The organism is Microbacterium sp. NPDC055665, from assembly GCF_053618035.1.
Genome location: NZ_JBSHGY010000012.1, coordinates 1 through 17,058, shown reverse-complemented (window position 1 = coordinate 17,058; position 17,058 = coordinate 1). Strand labels below are relative to the sequence as shown.

The 17,058-nt window shown below is 69.6% G+C and carries 15 protein-coding genes and 1 rRNA gene; 10 read left to right on the top strand and 6 right to left on the bottom strand.

Annotated elements, in window-relative coordinates:
- The first annotated feature begins 29 nt into the window (after positions 1-29).
- From ACWGO6_RS17315 to ACWGO6_RS17300, 4 genes are all read left to right on the top strand, one after another.
- A complete protein-coding gene (locus tag ACWGO6_RS17315) occupies positions 30-788 on the top strand; it encodes an alpha/beta fold hydrolase (RefSeq protein WP_136041438.1) in 759 nt (252 codons plus the stop codon).
- On the top strand, positions 785-1,945 hold the full coding sequence (locus ACWGO6_RS17310) for an acyl-CoA dehydrogenase family protein (protein ID WP_452327438.1): 1,161 nt from the start codon (positions 785-787) through the stop codon (positions 1,943-1,945). Before ACWGO6_RS17315 ends, ACWGO6_RS17310 begins: the two co-directional genes overlap by 4 nt.
- 87 nt (positions 1,946-2,032) lie before the next feature.
- Positions 2,033-2,500 carry an Lrp/AsnC family transcriptional regulator gene (locus ACWGO6_RS17305; RefSeq protein ID WP_136041440.1) on the top strand — a complete coding sequence of 156 codons (468 nt, stop codon included), beginning with the start codon at positions 2,033-2,035 and terminating at the stop codon, positions 2,498-2,500.
- Complete coding sequence (locus tag ACWGO6_RS17300) at positions 2,497-3,891, top strand: aspartate aminotransferase family protein (RefSeq protein WP_136041441.1); 1,395 nt, start codon at positions 2,497-2,499, stop codon at positions 3,889-3,891. Before ACWGO6_RS17305 ends, ACWGO6_RS17300 begins: the two co-directional genes overlap by 4 nt.
- Positions 3,892-3,982: 91 nt before the next feature.
- Here ACWGO6_RS17300 and ACWGO6_RS17295 read toward each other — a convergent pair whose 3' ends face one another.
- Complete coding sequence (locus ACWGO6_RS17295) at positions 3,983-5,524, bottom strand: PucR family transcriptional regulator ligand-binding domain-containing protein (protein WP_452327437.1); 1,542 nt, start codon at positions 5,522-5,524, stop codon at positions 3,983-3,985.
- Positions 5,525-5,622: 98 nt separating this feature from the next.
- On the opposite strand from ACWGO6_RS17295, the gene ACWGO6_RS17290 reads away from it, so the two are divergent.
- Positions 5,623-7,107 (top strand): CoA-acylating methylmalonate-semialdehyde dehydrogenase, encoded by a 1,485-nt coding sequence (locus tag ACWGO6_RS17290; RefSeq protein ID WP_136041443.1) that lies wholly within the window; start codon positions 5,623-5,625, stop codon positions 7,105-7,107.
- Between the two features lie 16 nt (positions 7,108-7,123).
- Positions 7,124-8,512, top strand: coding sequence for an aminotransferase class III-fold pyridoxal phosphate-dependent enzyme (locus ACWGO6_RS17285; protein WP_452327436.1), 1,389 nt, complete (start codon positions 7,124-7,126; stop codon positions 8,510-8,512).
- A 19-nt stretch (positions 8,513-8,531) separates the two neighbouring features.
- On the opposite strand, the gene ACWGO6_RS17280 is transcribed toward ACWGO6_RS17285, so the two are convergent.
- Complete coding sequence (locus tag ACWGO6_RS17280) at positions 8,532-8,804, bottom strand: metal-sensitive transcriptional regulator (RefSeq protein ID WP_136041445.1); 273 nt, start codon at positions 8,802-8,804, stop codon at positions 8,532-8,534.
- A gap of 34 nt (positions 8,805-8,838) precedes the next feature.
- Here ACWGO6_RS17280 and ACWGO6_RS17275 point away from each other — a divergent pair, with 34 nt between their 5' ends.
- From ACWGO6_RS17275 to ACWGO6_RS17265, 3 genes are read left to right on the top strand one after another with little or no spacing between them, the layout of a single operon-like run.
- Entirely contained in the window at positions 8,839-10,116 is a 1,278-nt protein-coding gene (locus tag ACWGO6_RS17275) for a DUF445 domain-containing protein (protein ID WP_452327435.1), read from the top strand.
- A 1-nt stretch (position 10,117) separates the two neighbouring features.
- The gene (locus ACWGO6_RS17270) at positions 10,118-11,050 is read left to right on the top strand and encodes an arginase family protein (RefSeq protein ID WP_452327434.1); all 933 of its coding nucleotides are present in this window, start codon (positions 10,118-10,120) and stop codon (positions 11,048-11,050) included.
- Positions 11,047-11,577 carry an AAA family ATPase gene (locus tag ACWGO6_RS17265; protein WP_452327433.1) on the top strand — a complete coding sequence of 177 codons (531 nt, stop codon included), beginning with the start codon at positions 11,047-11,049 and terminating at the stop codon, positions 11,575-11,577. Before ACWGO6_RS17270 ends, ACWGO6_RS17265 begins: the two co-directional genes overlap by 4 nt.
- 7 nt (positions 11,578-11,584) lie before the next feature.
- On the opposite strand, the gene hutI is transcribed toward ACWGO6_RS17265, so the two are convergent.
- Genes hutI through hutH form a run of 3 tightly spaced genes read right to left on the bottom strand, consistent with a single transcriptional unit; the run spans position 11,585 to position 16,011 of the window.
- Complete coding sequence (gene hutI, locus ACWGO6_RS17260) at positions 11,585-12,748, bottom strand: imidazolonepropionase (RefSeq protein ID WP_452327432.1); 1,164 nt, start codon at positions 12,746-12,748, stop codon at positions 11,585-11,587.
- A 34-nt stretch (positions 12,749-12,782) separates the two neighbouring features.
- Complete coding sequence (hutU, locus tag ACWGO6_RS17255) at positions 12,783-14,477, bottom strand: urocanate hydratase (protein ID WP_452327431.1); 1,695 nt, start codon at positions 14,475-14,477, stop codon at positions 12,783-12,785.
- A complete protein-coding gene (hutH, locus tag ACWGO6_RS17250; RefSeq protein WP_452327430.1) occupies positions 14,470-16,011 on the bottom strand; it encodes a histidine ammonia-lyase in 1,542 nt (513 codons plus the stop codon). Before hutH ends, hutU begins: the two co-directional genes overlap by 8 nt.
- A gap of 52 nt (positions 16,012-16,063) precedes the next feature.
- Here hutH and ACWGO6_RS17245 point away from each other — a divergent pair, with 52 nt between their 5' ends.
- Positions 16,064-16,852, top strand: coding sequence for an IclR family transcriptional regulator (locus ACWGO6_RS17245; protein ID WP_452327481.1), 789 nt, complete (start codon positions 16,064-16,066; stop codon positions 16,850-16,852).
- Between the two features lie 123 nt (positions 16,853-16,975).
- On the opposite strand, the gene rrf is transcribed toward ACWGO6_RS17245, so the two are convergent.
- Positions 16,976-17,058 (bottom strand): 5S ribosomal RNA (rrf, locus tag ACWGO6_RS17240); the annotation flags it as partial.

Below are 17,058 nucleotides of genomic sequence, written 5' to 3'. Positions count from 1 at the left end.
GGCGCTCCGCCCGGTCGTAGGCTGGTGCCATGCCTGCACCGCTCACGCTGCCCCGCCTCTCGTGGGGCGCTCCGTCGGCCTCTCGACGGGCGCTTCTGGTCCACGGTCTCGGCTCTTCGGGCGCGCTGATGTGGCGCCTGGGGGATGCTCTCGCCGACGCCGGATGGCATGCGACAGCCGTCGATCTCCGGGGTCATGGTGACGCCCCGCGCTCCCTCGACTACTCCGTGGCCGCGTTCGGCGCCGACCTCGCCGCCACCCACCCGGAACACGGCGGAGCCTGGGACGCGGTCATCGGCCACTCCCTCGGCGGCGCGGCGAGCACGGTCGCGGCGGCATCCGACCCCGACTGGACGCGACGCCTCGTGCTCGTCGATCCTGCGATCCACGTCGACGGGCGTGACGCGGCCATCGTCCGCCGGAGCCAGGAGCGCGCCTTCGCCGACACCCGGCTCGAGGTCGTGCAGCAGGAGCATCCGCACTGGCATCCGCAGGATCAGGAGCTCAAGGTCGATGCCGTCCTGCGTGCCAGCGCGTGGGCGGTGGAACAGACCAGCGTCCAGAACCAGCCGTGGGATGTGCGGGCCGACGCCGCGCGCCTCACCGTGCCGACGCATGTGATCGGCGCCGACCCCGCGGTCTACAGCATCTTCACCGGCGCCCTCGCCGCCGAAGTCCTCGCCGCGAATCCGCTGATCACCCTGTCCGTCGTCGAGGGCGCAGGGCATTCGCTGCACCGCGATCGCCCGGAGGAATCCGTCCGACAGCTTCTGGAGGCACTCGCATGAGCACGTTCGACCCCACAGTCTTCCTGCCCGACGACCTTCTCGAGCGGATCAGGGAGCGCGCGCCGATCCACGACCGCGAGAACACGTTCCCCCAACAGGACCTCGATGAGCTGCGTGACGCCGGCTACCTGTCGATCCTCGTGCCGACCGCGCGCGGCGGTGCAGGGCTCGGGCTCGCCGAGGCCGCGATCCTGCAGCAGCGTCTGGCGGGCGCCGCTCCGGCGACGGCGCTGGCCATCAACATGCACCTGGTGTGGACCGGCGTCGCGAAGGTGTTCTCCGACCGCGGCGTTCCCGGCCTCGAGTTCGTGCAGGACGGCGCGGTCGCCGGCGAGGTCTTCGCCTTCGGCATCAGCGAGGGCGGCAACGACCTGGTGCTGTTCGGCAGCGACACCACCGCCGTGCCCGACGGTGACGGCGGCTACACCTTCACCGGCACCAAGATCTTCACCTCGCTCGCCCCGGTCTGGACGAGGCTCGGACTGCACGGGCTCGACACCACGAGCCCGGATGCGCCGAAGCTCGTGTTCGCCTTCGTGGAGCGAACGGATTCCGTGACCACGTCCGACGACTGGGACACCCTGGGCATGCGGGGTACGCAGAGCCGCACCACGCGACTGAACGGCGCCATGGCGGATGCCGCGCACGTGGTGCGGCGCATCGACCCCGGTCCCAGCCCCGACCCGATCGTGTTCGGCATCTTCTCGGTGTTCGAGATCCTGCTGGCCTCGGTCTACACCGGCATCGCCGGGCGGGCGCTCGAGCTGGCGGTCGCGACCGCGCAGAAGCGGCACTCCAAAAAGACGGGCCTCGCCTACAGCCAGGACCCGGACATCCGCTGGCGGATCGCCGACATGGGGCTGGCCTACGACGCGCTGCCTCCGCAGATCGCGGCCCTCGCCCGCGACGTGGACGACCGGGTCGACAACGGCGCACGCTGGTTCCCGCTGCTCTCGGGCGTCAAGCACCGCGCGATCACGATGGCCAAGCACGTCGTCGACGAGGCGATGCTCGTCGCGGGCGGCGGCTCCTACTTCTCCGCCAACGAGCTGTCACGTCTCTACCGCGACGTGCTGGCCGGCGCGTTCCACCCCTCCGACCCCGAATCGGCGCACTCCACCGCGGCGAGCGCGTTGCTGGGGCCGATCGAGGGCTGAGCAGCTTTTCCGCCGATTCCGCAGATGAATTGCTGCAAGACCACCGAATCGGTTGCCTGACGCCAGGACGAGTGCCAGGATCGCAGCATGGGTCCGGTCAAGAAGAATCCCCCACTCGACGCGATCGCCAAGACCATCATCGAGCTGCTCCAGGAAGACGGGCGCCGCTCCTACTCCGACATCGGCCGGGTGGTCGGCCTGAGCGAGGCCGCCGTGCGGCAGCGGGTACAGCGGCTGACCGAGACCGGCGTGATGCAGATCGTCGCCGTGACCGATCCGATGCAGTTGGGTTTTCCCCGGCAGGCGATGATCGGCATCCGTGTGGCCGGAGACACGCGGCACGTGGCCGAGGCCGTCGCCGCGATCGATGCGATCGACTACGTGGTCATCACCGTTGGATCGTTCGACGTCCTCGCGGAGGTGGTCTGCGAGGACGACGACCACCTGCTGTCACTGATCAACGACGTCATCCGCCCGATCGACGGCGTCCTCTCCACCGAGACCTTCATCTACGCGAAACTGCAGAAGCAGCTCTACAACTGGGGGACCAGATGAACACCAGCCGCACCATCCCGTCCGAGCCTCAGCTGCAGGCGATGGCGAAGGACCATCTCTGGATGCACTTCGCCCGGCAGTCCACGATGGCCGAGTCGGGTGTGCCCATCATCGTCAAAGGCGACGGACACCGGATCTGGGACGCGAAGGGCAAGGAGTACCTCGACGGGCTCGCCGGCCTGTTCGTCGTGAACGCCGGACACGGTCGGCGGCGACTCGCCGAGGCCGCTGCGGCGCAGGCATCCGAGCTGGCGTTCTTCCCGCTGTGGTCGTACGCGCATCCGGCGGCGATCGAGCTGGCCGACCGTCTTGCGGACGAAGCTCCGGGCGACCTCAACCGGGTCTTCTTCTCCACCGGTGGCGGCGAGGCTGTCGAGACGGCGTTCAAGCTCGCCAAGCACTACTGGAAGCTGCAGGGAAAGCCCACCAAGCACAAGGTGATCTCCCGCGCGGTGGCGTATCACGGCACCCCGCAGGGTGCGCTGGCGATCACCGGCATCCCCGCGATGAAGTCGATGTTCGAGCCGGTCACCCCGGGCGGCTTCCGCGTACCGAACACCAACTTCTACCGCGCGGCCGAGATGGGCGGGCCGGCCGACGACCTCGAAGCCTTCGGTCGTTGGGCGGCCGACCGCATCGAGGAGATGATCCTGTTCGAGGGCGCCGACACGGTCGCCGCGGTCTTCCTGGAGCCGGTGCAGAACTCCGGCGGGTGCTTCCCGCCGCCTCCCGGATACTTCGCCCGGGTGCGCGAGATCTGCGACCGTCATGACGTGCTGCTGGTCTCGGACGAGGTCATCTGCGCGTTCGGTCGCCTCGGTCACACCTTCGCGTGCAGCGGTCTCGGCTACGTGCCCGACATGATCACCTGCGCCAAGGGCATGACGAGCGGCTACTCCCCCATCGGTGCGACGATCATCAGTGACCGCATCTACGAGCCGTTCTCGAAGGGCGAGGTCTCCTTCCCCCACGGCTACACGTTCGGCGGACATCCGGTGTCTGCCGCGGTCGCCCTGGAGAACCTCGCGATCTTCGACGAGGAGGGGCTCAACGCCCGTGTGCGCGAGAACTCGCCGCTGTTCCGCGCCGAGCTCGAGAAGCTGCTCGACCTGCCGCTGGTCGGCGACGTGCGCGGAGACGGGTACTTCTTCGGCATCGAGCTCGTGAAGGACAAGGCCACCAAGGAGACCTTCGACGAAGCCGAGTCCGAGCGACTGCTGCGCGGTTTCCTCTCCCCCGCCCTGTTCGAGGCGGGACTGTACTGCCGCGCCGACGACCGCGGCGACCCCGTGATCCAGCTCGCACCACCGCTCACCGTCGGCCCCACGGAGTTCCGCGAGATCGAGCAGATTCTCCGGGATGTGCTGACGCGGGCGCAGTCCGTGTTGTAACCCGCCCGAGACCCCGGTTTCGCGCCGACACCCCGGCTTCCCGGCATCGGCAGAGCGGGGTCTCGTCGGAAAAGCGGGGCCTCGGCGACAGTCAGCGCGCTGTGCGACGGCGAGCAGCGAGGGCGAGGTGCAGCGCCGCGAGGGTCTCGCCGTCGTCGAGATCGGCGTCCAGCAGGTCGCCGATCAAAGCGAGGCGCTGGTAGAAGACGGATCGGGAGAGGTGACTGGCCGCAGCAGCCGCCGATCGATTGCCGGGGTGCGCGACGAGCGCGGCCAGCACTCCCAGCAGATCCCCTCGCCGGTCGCGGTCATGTGCCACGAGCGGCGCCAGCATCCGTTCGCTGTGCTCGTGCAGCCGGTGATCGTCCCGCAGCGCGGCGACGAGTCGTTCGAGCGGGCGGTCCTCGACCCGCCGTACGCGCGGCGCGTGTCCCGTGGGATCGCCCTCCGCCAGATCCTGCGCGGCTCTCACCGAGGCGAGCAGACCGAGCACGTCGTCAGCGGCGGGGCCGACGAAGACCGTGCGATCGGGTCCTGCGATGTGGGCGAGCAGCGCGTCGGTGAGGGGAACGGATGCTGGCACCGATAGCAGGGCGACATCGTCCTGCTCCACACGTGCGGCGACGGCCGCACAGCCCGACTCCCTCGCGCGGGAGGCGAGCTCGCCCGCAGACACCACGCCGCGGGCGACGATGCCGTGACAGTGGCGGTCGACGAACCCGAAGCCGCCGGCGGCGAGACGTGCCGCGATGTCATCCGGGCTCGCGAATCGTGCTCCGAGCAGATCGTCGATCAGGCTCCTCTGCACCAGGATCGCCCACTCGGCGTCCCCTCCATCGGCGAGGCATCCGAACGCCAGCGCCGTCGCCCCCTGCTCGAGCACCGTGAGTCGGCCGGCCGGATGCGCGGATCCGGCCAGCGTCGACAGCATCCCCCAGCGCGTCCCGCGCGCCTGCACGGGGACGACCTCCGCGACGTCGTCGAGTCGCGCGAGCACCTCGGCAACCGGAACGCGAAGCCCTTCGACGGCGATCACCTCACCTGCCAAGTTCTGCAGCACGACAGGAGAGCCCAGCGCCCGCGCGGTCTCGGCCACCACGATGTCGGCTGGTGCGCCCTGCAGGCTGAGCGCCGTGAACAGTTCGTGCAGCCGCTGTCGCTCGTGGAGCGCGTCGGTCTGGGCCGCGATCAGGGCCCGATGCACAGCCTCGGTCACCACGACGAACTTGACCTCGCGCGTGAGAGCGATCAAGGCGAGCCCCGCCTCGACGCAGGCATCGACCACGGCCTCCGGCACCCGAGCGTGTGCGACGCCGAGCTCCAACACGATGCCGGCGATCCCCGCCCGGTGCAGGTCGCGCACGAATGCGGCCAGATCCACTGCACCTGCCGGCCACCCGGCGCCCGTGCTGAGCAGCAGCTCCCCGCGGTCGAGCAGCCGGGCGACTCCGGCACTGTCCGAGACGTGGGCCCAGCGCACCTCGGCGTCGAGCGCGGCCCCGCCGACCACCACTTCCGGTGCGCCGGCCTGCAGTGCGGGCTCGGTGAGCACCTCGGCGACCGTGAGCAGCACGCTCGGCGACGTCGGACGATCTGTCCGATTCAACGAGAAGTCCTGACGTTCTGACACCACTGGCCGCTCTTCCGCTCTGTGATCATTGAGGAGCACCAGCGTACCGAACCTCGGTCAGAGTGTTCGATAGTCAGATCTTCAGCAGTCGGAGGAACATCGTGGACATCGTCCGTCACGTCATCAACGGAGTGGAGACCGCCGAAGCGGCCCGCACCGGTCAGATCTTCGATCCCGCCACCGGCCAGGTGTCGAAGCAGGTCGCCTTCGCCTCGACCGCCGAGGTGGATTCCGCCATCGCCGCCGCTGCCGCCGCCCTCCCCGCCTGGCGCGAGACCAGCCTGATCAAGCGCGCCGATGTGTTCTTCCGCCTGCGCCAGCTGCTCAAGGAGCGCACGCCCGAGCTCGCCGCGATCGTCACGTCCGAACACGGCAAGGTGCTCTCGGATGCGGCCGGCGAGGTCTCGCGCGGCATCGAGAACGTCGAGTTCGCGGCCGGTCTCGTGCACCTGCTCAAGGGCGAGCGCAGCGAGCAGGTCTCGCGCGGCGTCGACGTGCACTCGGTCAAGCAGCCCGTCGGCGTCGTCGCCGCCATCACCCCCTTCAACTTCCCGGTCATGGTGCCGCTGTGGATGGTGGCCTCGGCTATCGCCTGCGGCAACACGGTCGTGCTCAAGCCCAGCGAGAAGGATCCGTCGGCTGCGGTGTGGCTCGCGAAGCTCTTCGCCGAGGCGGGTCTCCCCGCCGGCGTGCTCAACGTCGTCAACGGAGACAAGGAGGCCGTCGACGCGATCCTCGACTCCCCCCGGGTCGAGGCCGTCAGCTTCGTCGGCTCCACCCCGATCGCCCGCTCGATCTACCAGCGCGCCTCGGCCGCCGGCAAACGCGTGCAGGCGCTCGGCGGCGCGAAGAACCACATGGTCGTGATGCCGGATGCCGACATCGACGCGGCCGCCGACGCCGCGGTCTCCGCCGCCTACGGCTCCGCCGGCGAGCGCTGCATGGCGGTCTCGGTGCTGGTCGCGGTGGGCGACATCGCCGATGACCTCGTCGCCGCGATCTCTTCGCGCATCGACGGTCTGAAGATCGGTCCGGGCGCCGACGCCGCGAGCGAGATGGGTCCGCTCATCACCCGCGAGCACCGCGACAAGGTCGCGTCCTACGTGACGGGCGCCGAGGCCGAGGGCGCGAAGGTCGTCGTCGATGGCACGCAGAAGCAGTTCGAGTCGGAGGGCTTCTTCCTGGGCGTCAGCCTGATCGACCGCGTCTCCCCCGGCATGAAGGTCTACGACGACGAGATCTTCGGCCCGGTGCTGTCGGTGGTGCGCGTCGAGACCTACGCCGAAGCGGTCGAGCTGGTCAACGCCAACGCCTACGGCAACGGCACGGCGATCTTCACGCGCGACGGCGGCACGGCACGGCAGTACGAGTTCGACATCGAGGTCGGGATGGTCGGCGTCAACGTGCCGATCCCGGTGCCGATCGGCGCCTACTCGTTCGGCGGATGGAAGGATTCGCTGTTCGGCGACTCCCACATCTACGGCCCGGAATCCGTACACTTCTACACCCGCTCCAAGGTCGTCACCACCCGCTGGCCCGACCACACCCCTTCCCAGATCGATCTCGGCTTCCCGAGCAACCACTGACGAGGAGCACACCACGATGACGAACTTCACCGACCGCCACGGCGTCTCGCACCCGCTCCCCGCCCCCGAGGCCGAGGCGCAGGTGCGTGCGGATGACCGCGGCCACGTGTTCCACTCCTGGAGCGCGCAGGGCCTGATCGACCCGCTGCCCGTCGCCGCGGGCGAGGGCTCGACGTTCTGGGACTACCAGGGCAATGCCTACCTCGATTTCTCCAGCCAGCTCGTGAACCTGAACCTCGGGCACCAGCATCCGGATCTGGTCGCGGCCATCCAGCAGCAGGCCGGGCGTCTCGCGACGATCCAGCCGTCGATCGCGAACGACGTGCGCGGCGAGCTCGCGCGTCTGATCGCCGAGGTCGCGCCGGAGGGGCTGGAGAAGGTGTTCTTCACCAACGGCGGCGCCGAGGCGAACGAGTACGCGGTGCGCATGGCCCGCCAGTTCACCGGCCGTCGCAAGGTGCTGTCTATGTACCGCAGCTACCACGGCTCCACCTCGACGGCGATCTCGCTCACCGGCGACCCGCGCCGCTGGGCCAACGACACCGTCGACTCCGGAGCGGTGCGCTTCTTCGGGCCGTACCTGTACCGCTCGCCCTTCCATGCCGAGACCCCGGAGCAGGAGTCCGAGCGGGCGCTCGCACATCTCGAGCAGACCATCCAGCTCGAGGGACCGCAGACGATCGCCGCGATCATCATCGAGACTGTCGTGGGCACCAACGGCGTGCTGGTGCCGCCGCCCGGCTACCTGCAGGGTGTGCGCGAACTGTGCGACCGCCACGGCATCGTGTACATCGCCGACGAGGTCATGGTCGGTTTCGGGCGACTGGGCGAATGGTTCGGCATCGATGCGTTCGATGCCCGCCCCGACCTGATCACCTTCGCGAAAGGTGTGAACTCCGGCTACGTGCCGTTGGGCGGCGTGGTGATCTCCGACCGCATCGCGAGCGCCTTCGACACGATGCCGTTCGCGGGCGGACTGACCTACTCGGGCCACCCGCTGGCGTGCGCGGCCGGTGTCGCGACATTCGAGGTGTTCCGCCGCGACGGCATCCTGGAGCGCGTGCGCGACCTCGGCGAGCGCATCGTCGGTCCGACCCTGCGAACCTGGGCCGAGACGCACCCCAGCGTCGGCGATGTGCGCGGCCTCGGGCTCTTCTGGGCGGTCGAGCTGGTGCGCGACCAGGAGACACGAGAACCGCTCGTGCCGTTCAACGCCTCGGGTGCGGATGCCGCCCCGATGGGTGCCTTCGCTGCGGCGGCCAAGAACGCGGGCGTCTGGCCGTTCACGCACTTCAACCGCATGCACGTGGCCCCGCCGCTGGTGATCAGCGAGGACGATCTGGTCCGCGGCCTGTCCGTGCTCGACGAGGCCCTGAGCGTGGCCGACGAGGCCACCGCCGGCTGAGGCGAACGGAGAGCCGCGCCTACTTGGAGTCGAAGTCGAACGCCTTGAGTAGCTCGACCACGGCCTTGTCGCGTTCCTCACCGCCCGCGTCGAACATGTCGGTGACGTGCGTGCGGAGGTGGTTCTCCAGCAGCAGCCGGTTCAGCGACTCGAGGGAGCGCTGGATCGCGCGGGACTGCGTGATGATGTCCATGCAGTACTCCTCGTTCTCGATCATCCGCGCGACGCCGCGCATCTGCCCCTCGAGGATGCTCGTGCGGTGCAGGGCGCGCTTCTTGATGTCTTCGATCACGTCTCGAGGCTACCGCCCGTGAAAGGATGACGTCATGCCGCGAACACCGATGACGCAGCTCTCGCCCGCTGACCAGGAACGCCTCCGCGCGCTCCGCCGGATGAAGGCCGTCGCCCTCGGAGCTCTGGTGTTCATGGCCGTGGTCTTCGTGTTCGCCTTCGCCTTCCAGCAGCGGTTCGACTGGCTGGCCTATGTCCGAGCAGCGGCGGAGGGCGGGATGGTGGGTGCGCTCGCCGACTGGTTCGCCGTGACCGCGCTGTTCCGTCGTCCGCTGGGGCTGCCGATCCCGCACACCGCGATCATCCCGAGCCGCAAGGACGAGATCGGCCGGAGCCTCGGCGAGTTCGTCGAGACGAACTTCCTGGCGGGTGACGTCGTGCGCACCAAGCTGTCGAGCACGCACATCGCCCTCCGTGCCGGCGAGTGGCTGCGTGAGGCTCCCCACGCCGAGCGGGTCGGGGCCGAGGGCGCGACGATCGCGACGGCGGTGCTCAATGCGCTGAGCGACGACGACGTGCGCGACCTCATCACCGACCTCGCCCGCGAGCACCTCGTCGCTCCCGAATGGGGCCCGCCCGCGGGCGCCTGGCTGGAGAAGATCGTCGAGGCCGACGCGCATCACGGCGCCGTCGATCTCGCGGTCGACAGCATCGGACGCTGGCTCGAGGCCAACGCCGAGTCGTTCTCGGGGCTCGTCTCGCGGCGCCTTCCCGGCTGGGTGCCGAAGCTCGCGCATCGTTTCGTCGACGACACCGTCTACAACGAGGCGATCAAGTTCGTCCACGCCGTGCAGGCCGATCCGCGGCATCCGGCTCGCATCGCCATCGACGGCTACCTCGGCCGCCTGGCCGACAATCTGCAGAACGACCCCGCCACGCGCGCCAAGCTCGAGAACGCGAAGGCGTCGCTGTTCGACAGCCCTCGGGTCGGCGCTCTGGCCGCCGAGGCCTGGAACACCGCGAAGAACGGGCTGCTCACCGCCCTCGCAGACCCCGAGAGCGGGCTGCGCCGACGCGCGGTGCAGGCGCTGCAGGAGGTCGGCGAACGCCTGACGACGGATGCCGCGCTGCAGACCCGGGTGGACACCTGGGTATCCGATGCGGCCGTCTTCCTCGTCGACCGCTACCGCCACGACATCGCCTCGATCATCACCGACACCGTCGAGCGCTGGGACCCGGCCGAGACCACCGAGAAGATCGAACTCATGGTCGGCCGCGACCTGCAGTACATCCGCCTGAACGGCACGTTCGTCGGCGCCCTCGCCGGCCTCGCCATCTTCACGATCGCCCACGCCCTGATCCCCGGAGTCTGACATGGCACCCGCATCCCGACAGCTGAGTCACGACCCGCTCTGGCCACGCGCAGGATCCTGGCCCGCCTTCAGCGGCACGGCGGATGCGGTGCTGCTCGGCGTGCCCACCTGGCGCACGTCGCTCTCGCCGACGGGTGCCCATGCGACGCCGACCGCGATCCGCGAGGCACTCCCCCGGTATGGGACGGCGCTGATGGGCCCGCCCGCGATCGAGCTCGACGAGGTGCTGCGCGTCGCCGACGCCGGCGACGTGACCGACCCCGACGGGTCCGCCGGCGAGGCGAGGGTCATCTCCCGCGTGCGCGAACTCACCGGTGCCGCCGACCTCGTGATCGCGCTCGGCGGTGACAACTCGCTCACCTACCCGGTCGCCCTCGGCGCCGAGGCGACGGGGCTGATCACGTTCGACGCGCACTTCGACCTTCGCGACGGCATCTCGAACGGCACGCCGGTCCGCCGCCTGGTCGAAGACGTGCCGGCCGCGTCGCCGCTCGACACCGTGCGGATCGATCCGTCCAGGATCGTGCAGATCGGGATCGCCGACTTCGCGAACTCCGCCGCCTACGCCCGGCGTGCCGCCGAGTGGGGCATCCGGGTGATCACCCTCGACGAGCTGCGGCGGCGCGGCATCGACGACGTGGTCGCGGAGGCCCTCGAGATCGCGGGCGTCGGCGAAGGCTCTCGCGTCCACCTCGACATCGACGTCGATGTGTGCGACCGCTCAGTGGCTCCGGGCTGCCCGGCGAGTGTGCCGGGCGGACTCCAGGCGTGGGAGCTGCGCGCGCTGACCCGCGCCGTGGCCTCGGATCTCCGCGTCGTGAGCGCCGACATCGCCGAGGTCGACGCCACCGCCGATGCCGATGACGCCCGCACGGTCCGACTCGCGGCGCTGTGCGTGCTCGAACTGCTCGCCGGTCTCGCGTCCCGCCGATGAGGATCGTCGTCTCCGGCACGCACGCGAGCGGGAAGAGCACATTGATCTCGGACTTCCACGCCGTGCACCCCGAGTACCGCACGCTGGGCGACCCCTTCGAGGATCTCGATCTCGAAGAGCCGGCCGGCGAGGCCGGCTTCGCCGCCCAACTGCGGATCTCGACCGTGCGTCTGCAGGAGTCGTCCGCCGATGACGATGTCATCGCCGAGCGCGGGCCGCTCGACTTCCTCGCCTACCTCATCGCGTTGGAGCGATTGGGGCGCAGCGACGGAGCACTCCTCGCGCGCGCGTCGAGGATCGTCGAAGAGTCGGCGGAGAGCATCGACCTGATCGTCGTGGTGCCGTTGGATGGCGAGCGTCCGATCCATGTCCCCGACGATGAGGATCCTGAGCTCCGCGAAGCGATGGATCAGGCGCTGCAGGAGATCGCAGACGACCTCGAGCACGACGACGTCGTCCGCGTGATCACCGTCGGCGGCGACGCCGCATCACGACTGCGCGCGGTGCTCGCGGCCGTCGCCGGCTGAGCGTCCGTCATCCGACGGTCGCGCCGTCCTTCCACACCTGACGCACCAGGGGCACGCCCGGACGGTACGCGAGATGCACCCGGGTGGGGGCATCGAGCAGCACGAGGTCGGCGCGGGCACCAGGGACGATGATCCCCACGTCGTCGCGCCGCAGCGCGCGAGCGCCCCCTGCGGTCGCCGCCCAGACGGCTTCGGCCGGGGTCATGCCCATGTCGCGCACAGCGATCGCGATGCAGAACGGCATCGACGAGGTGAAGCTCGATCCCGGATTGGTGTCGCACGCGAGGGCCACGGTGACGCCCGCATCGATCAGGCGCCGCGCGTCGGGGTAGGGCTGTCTGGTCGAGAACTCGACTCCCGGAAGCAGGGTCAGCACGGTGGAGCTCTGAGCGAGCGCGTCGATGTCGGCCTCGGTGAGATACGTGCCGTGGTCGATGGATGCTGCGCCCAGCTCGACCGCGAGTCGCACGCCGTCGCCCGGTCCGAGCTGGCTCGCATGGACGCGGGGCGCGAGTCCGCGCGCGATCCCCGCCTCGAGCACCCGCCGTGATTGCGCCACGGTGAATGCGCCGGTCTCGCAGAACACGTCGATCCATCTCGCGTGCGGTGCACAGGCGTCGAGCATGGGCCCCGTGACCAGGTCGACATACTCATCCGGGCGGTCGGCGTACTCCGCGGGAACGACGTGCGCGCCGAGGAAGGTCACCTCCGGTGTGACCTCCGCCGCCACACGCACGAGCCTCTCCTCGTCGGCGACGCTCAGCCCGTAGCCGCTCTTGATCTCGACGGTGGTCGTCCCCTGTGCGAGCATCTCGGCGAGGAACCCGCGAAGTCGAGAGCGCAGCTCGTCGTCACTCGCTGCCCGGGTGGCGGCGACGGTGGAGCGGATGCCCCCGGCGGCATACTTCTGTCCCGCCATGCGCGCCTCGAACTCCGCGGCACGGTCGCCGGCGAACACGAGGTGGCTATGACTGTCGACGAATCCGGGGAGCACCGCCCGGCCACCGGCATCCACCACCTCGTCGGCCGCCGGCGCATCCGCCGCCGCGCCCACCCAGGCGATCCTGTCGTCCTCGATCAGGACGGCCGCATCGCTCAGCGTTCCGCAGGGGTCGCCATCGGCGGCGATATTGGTGGTGAGTTCTGCGATGTTGGTCAGCAGCGTGCGCATCGCCGTTCCTCCCGGTCGAGATCCTTCGAGTGTGTCAGAGCATCGGGATATTCAGGCCACGCTCGCGCGCGACCTCGCGGGCACGGTCGTACCCGGCATCCACGTGGCGCATCACACCGGTGCCTGGATCGTTCGTGAGCACGCGTTCGAGCTTCTCCGCGGCGAGGACCGACCCGTCGGCGACGGTGACCTGGCCGGCATGGATCGAGCGGCCGATGCCGACACCGCCGCCGTGGTGCAGCGACACCCAGGAGGCGCCTGACGCAGTGTTCAGGAGTGCGTTGAGCAACGGCCAGTCCGCGATGGCATCGGAGCCGTCCTTCATCGCCTCGGTCTCGCGGTACGGCGACGCGACGGAGCCCGAGTCCAGGTGATCGCGTCCGATCACGATCGGCGCCGAGAGCTCGCCCGATGCGACCATCTCGTTGAACTTCAGCCCGGCGAGGTGCCGCTCCTTGTAGCCGAGCCAGCAGATGCGCGCGGGAAGACCTTCGAAGTGCACCTTCTCGGCGGCCTTCTCCAGCCAGCGGTGCAGTGCCGCGTCCTCCGGGAAGAGCTCGGCGATGGCTCGGTCGGTCTTGTAGATGTCCTCCGGGTCTCCGGAGAGAGCCGCCCAGCGGAAGGGGCCTCGCCCCTCTTCGAACTGCGGACGGATGTAGGCCGGCACGAATCCGGGGAAGGCGAAGGCCCGGTCGTAGCCGCCCAGCTGTGCTTCGGCTCTGATCGAGTTGCCGTAGTCGAACACCGCGGCCCCGGCATCCTGGAACGCCACCATCGCCTCGACGTGCGAAGCCATGGATTCGCGTGAGCGGCGGGTGAACTCCTCGGCGTCGCGCTCGGCCTCCTGTTTCCACTCCTCGACTCCGATGCCGACCGGCAGGTATGCGAGCGGGTCGTGCGCGCTGGTCTGATCGGTCACGACGTCGATCGGCACACCGCGGCGCAGCAGTTCGGGGAAGACCTCGGCCGCATTGCCGACGACGCCGACCGAGAGGGCCTCGCCGGCCTCCTTCGCTGCGACGACCCGGGAGACGGCGGCATCCAGATCCGTCGCGTACTCGTCGAGGTAGCCGTGCTCCACGCGACGGGCGAGACGCGATTCGTCGACGTCGACGATCAGCACCGCGCCGTCGTTCATGGTCACGGCCAGAGGCTGGGCACCGCCCATCCCACCGGCACCGCCAGTGAGTGTGAGGGTGCCGCGCAGGGAATCCCGCCCGAGTGAGCGCGCCACTGCGGCGAAGGTCTCGTATGTCCCCTGCAGGATGCCCTGGGTGCCGATGTAGATCCAGGAGCCGGCGGTCATCTGCCCGTACATGATGAGGCCGAGTTCTTCGAGACGGCGGAACTCTGGCCAGGTCGCCCAGTCCCCCACCAGGTTCGAGTTGGCGATGAGCACGCGCGGAGCCCACTCGTGGGTGCGGAAGACACCGACCGGCTTGCCGGACTGCACGAGCAGGGTCTCATCGGGTTCGAGCTCGTCGAGGGTGCGCACGATCGCGTCGTACGCCTCCCAGCTGCGGGCAGCCTTGCCGGTTCCGCCGTAGACGACGAGGTCTTCCGGGTGCTCGGCCACTTCGGGGTCGAGGTTGTTCATCAGCATGCGCTTGGCCGCTTCGGCGCCCCAGCTCTTCGCGGTGCGGGTGTTGCCACGCGCGGCACGGACGACACGGGGTCCTGCGGCGGTGCTCTCAGACGCCGTGTTCGCAGCCGTCGTGTTCTCAGCCATCGATGTGCTCCTTTGCGATGCGGGCGACGTCGCCCGACTGGACGAGGGCGGTGACGGCTTCCATCTCCGGGGAGAGGAAGCGATCGGGGCCGGGGCCGGCGGCGACCGTGCGGACCAGGTCGCGCACAGCGCCGGTCGCGGGTCCCGCCTGCAGCGGAGACCGCAGATCGAGGGCACGGGACGCCGTGAGGATCTCGATCGCGAGCACGCGCCCGAAACCGTCGATCGCCCGGCGCAGCTTGCGGGCCGCGGCCCATCCCATCGATACGTGATCCTCCTGCATGGCGGACGACGGGATCGAGTCCACCGATGCCGGCACCGCGAGGCGCTTGAGCTCGGAGACGATGCCCGCGGCGGCGTACTGCGCGATCATGAGACCGGAGTCGACGCCCACCTCGTCGGCCAGGAACGGCGGGAGACCGTGGCTGCGTGCCGGATCCAGTGCGCGGTCGGTTCGGCGTTCCGAGACCGAAGCGACATCGGCGACCGAGATGGCGAGGAAATCGAGCACGGCAGCGACCGGCGCACCGTGGAAGTTGCCGTTCGACTCGATCCGTCCGTCCAAGGTGATGACCGGGTTGTCGATCACGCTGGAGAGTTCGCGGCCGGCGATCATCGACGCGTGCGCCATGGTGTCGCGGGCCGCCCCGTGCACCTGGGGCGAACACCGGAGTGAATAGGCATCCTGGACGCGCCCATCCTCGGGTCCCTTGTGGCTTGCGACCATCGGGGAGTCCGACAGGAACGCGCGCAGGTTGCCCGCCGATTCGGCCTGACCCGTCTGCGGTCGCAGTGCCATGAGGTCGGCGGCGAACACGGCATCGGTGCCGAGCTGGGACTCGATCGACATCGCGGCAGCGACATCGGCGGTGAGCAGGAGCACTTCGAGATCGTGCAGCGCGAGCACCAGCATTCCGAGCATGCCGTCGGTGCCGTTGATGAGCGCGAGCCCTTCCTTCTCGACGAGCACGAGGGGAGCGATGCCTTCCGCCGCGAGGGCGTCCGCTGCGGGTAGCAGCGCGCCGGATGCGTCGCGCACGTCGCCCTCACCCATCGCGGCGAGGGCGATGTGTGCGAGGGGTGCGAGATCGCCGGAGCACCCGAGCGACCCGTACTCGCGGACGAGCGGAGTGATCCCGGAGTTGAGCATGGCCGCATACGTCTCGACGACGACGGGACGCACACCGGTGCGTCCGGAGCTGAGCGTCTGCAGGCGCAGCAGCTGTAACCCGCGGACGACCTCTCGCTCGACCTCGGCGCCGGTGCCGGCGGCGTGGGAGCGGATCAGGCTGGCCTGCAGCTGCAGGCGCCGGTCGGGTGCGATGAAGGTGGTCGCGAGCGCACCGAACCCGGTGGAGACGCCGTAGTGCGGATGCGGGTCTGCGGCGAGGCCGTCGATCACGCGACGGGTTTCGGCGACACGACCGAGGGCATCCGCATCGATCTGCACGGGCGCATCGTGACGGGCGACGGCGACGACATCAGCGGGCGACAGCGGGGCCGCGCCGACGACAACGGGGACAGGAACAGTCATGACTCGATTCCACACCCGACGTGTCGTGAGCGGCACCCGTTCGTGCGACACTGTGTCTGTGATCCCAGACAAGGCAGGCACCGCGTCGGACGGCGGCGCGCAGGTACCTGCGGCGGAGAACACGCTCCGCATCCTGAGCTTTCTCGCCGCACGTCCCGCCCCGGTGGCCGCCTCAGCGATCGCGCGCGAGCTCGAGCTGCCGCGATCCACGGTCTATCACCTGCTCACGACGCTCGCCGCTCACGGGTTCGTCCTGCACCTGCGCGAGGAACGACGGTGGGGACTCGGCGCCTCGGCGTTCGAGCTCGCTGGCGGGTACACACGACAGCAGCCACTGGCGCGGAGAGGCCGGCCGCTGGTGGCCGCGCTCTCCGACCGTTTGGGCGAGAGCGCTCACCTCGCGGTGATGAGCGGCGGCGATGTGCTCTACATCGTCGAGGAGCGAGCACCGCGACGCCCCGCTCTCGTGACCGACGTCGGCGTGCGGCTGCCCGCGCACCTCACCGCCTCGGGGCGGGCGATGCTCGCCGCGCTCCCCCGCGAACAGGTGCGAGCGCTGTATCCCGACCTTTCGGCATTCCCCGACCGCACCGGCCTCGGCCCTCGGACACCCCGAGAACTACGGGAGCTGCTGCGCGAAGTGCGCTCGCGCGGGTATGCGACCGAGAACAGCGAGATCGCTGATGGACTGCGCAGTGTCGGCGCCGCGGTGCTCGATGCTGCCGGGTGGCCCGTCGCCGCCGTGGCCGTCACGTGGGGGCGCGCAGAGCTGGATGAGGAGTTGCTGGCCGCAGCCGTGCTGGAGTGCGCGGCGATGCTGGAGTCGCGCCTCAAACGCTGAGAGCGCCCCCGCGTTCCGCGGCTTAACGCAGAAGAGCCACCCCGTATGGGATGGCCCTTCTGTCTTCTCCAGCACAATGCAAAATGGCCACCCATCGATGGGTGGCCATTCTGTCTAAAAGGAGTCCGGCGGTGTCCTACTCTCCCACAGGGTCCCCCCTGCAGTACCATCGGCGCTGTGAGGCTTAGCTTCCGGGTTCGGAATGT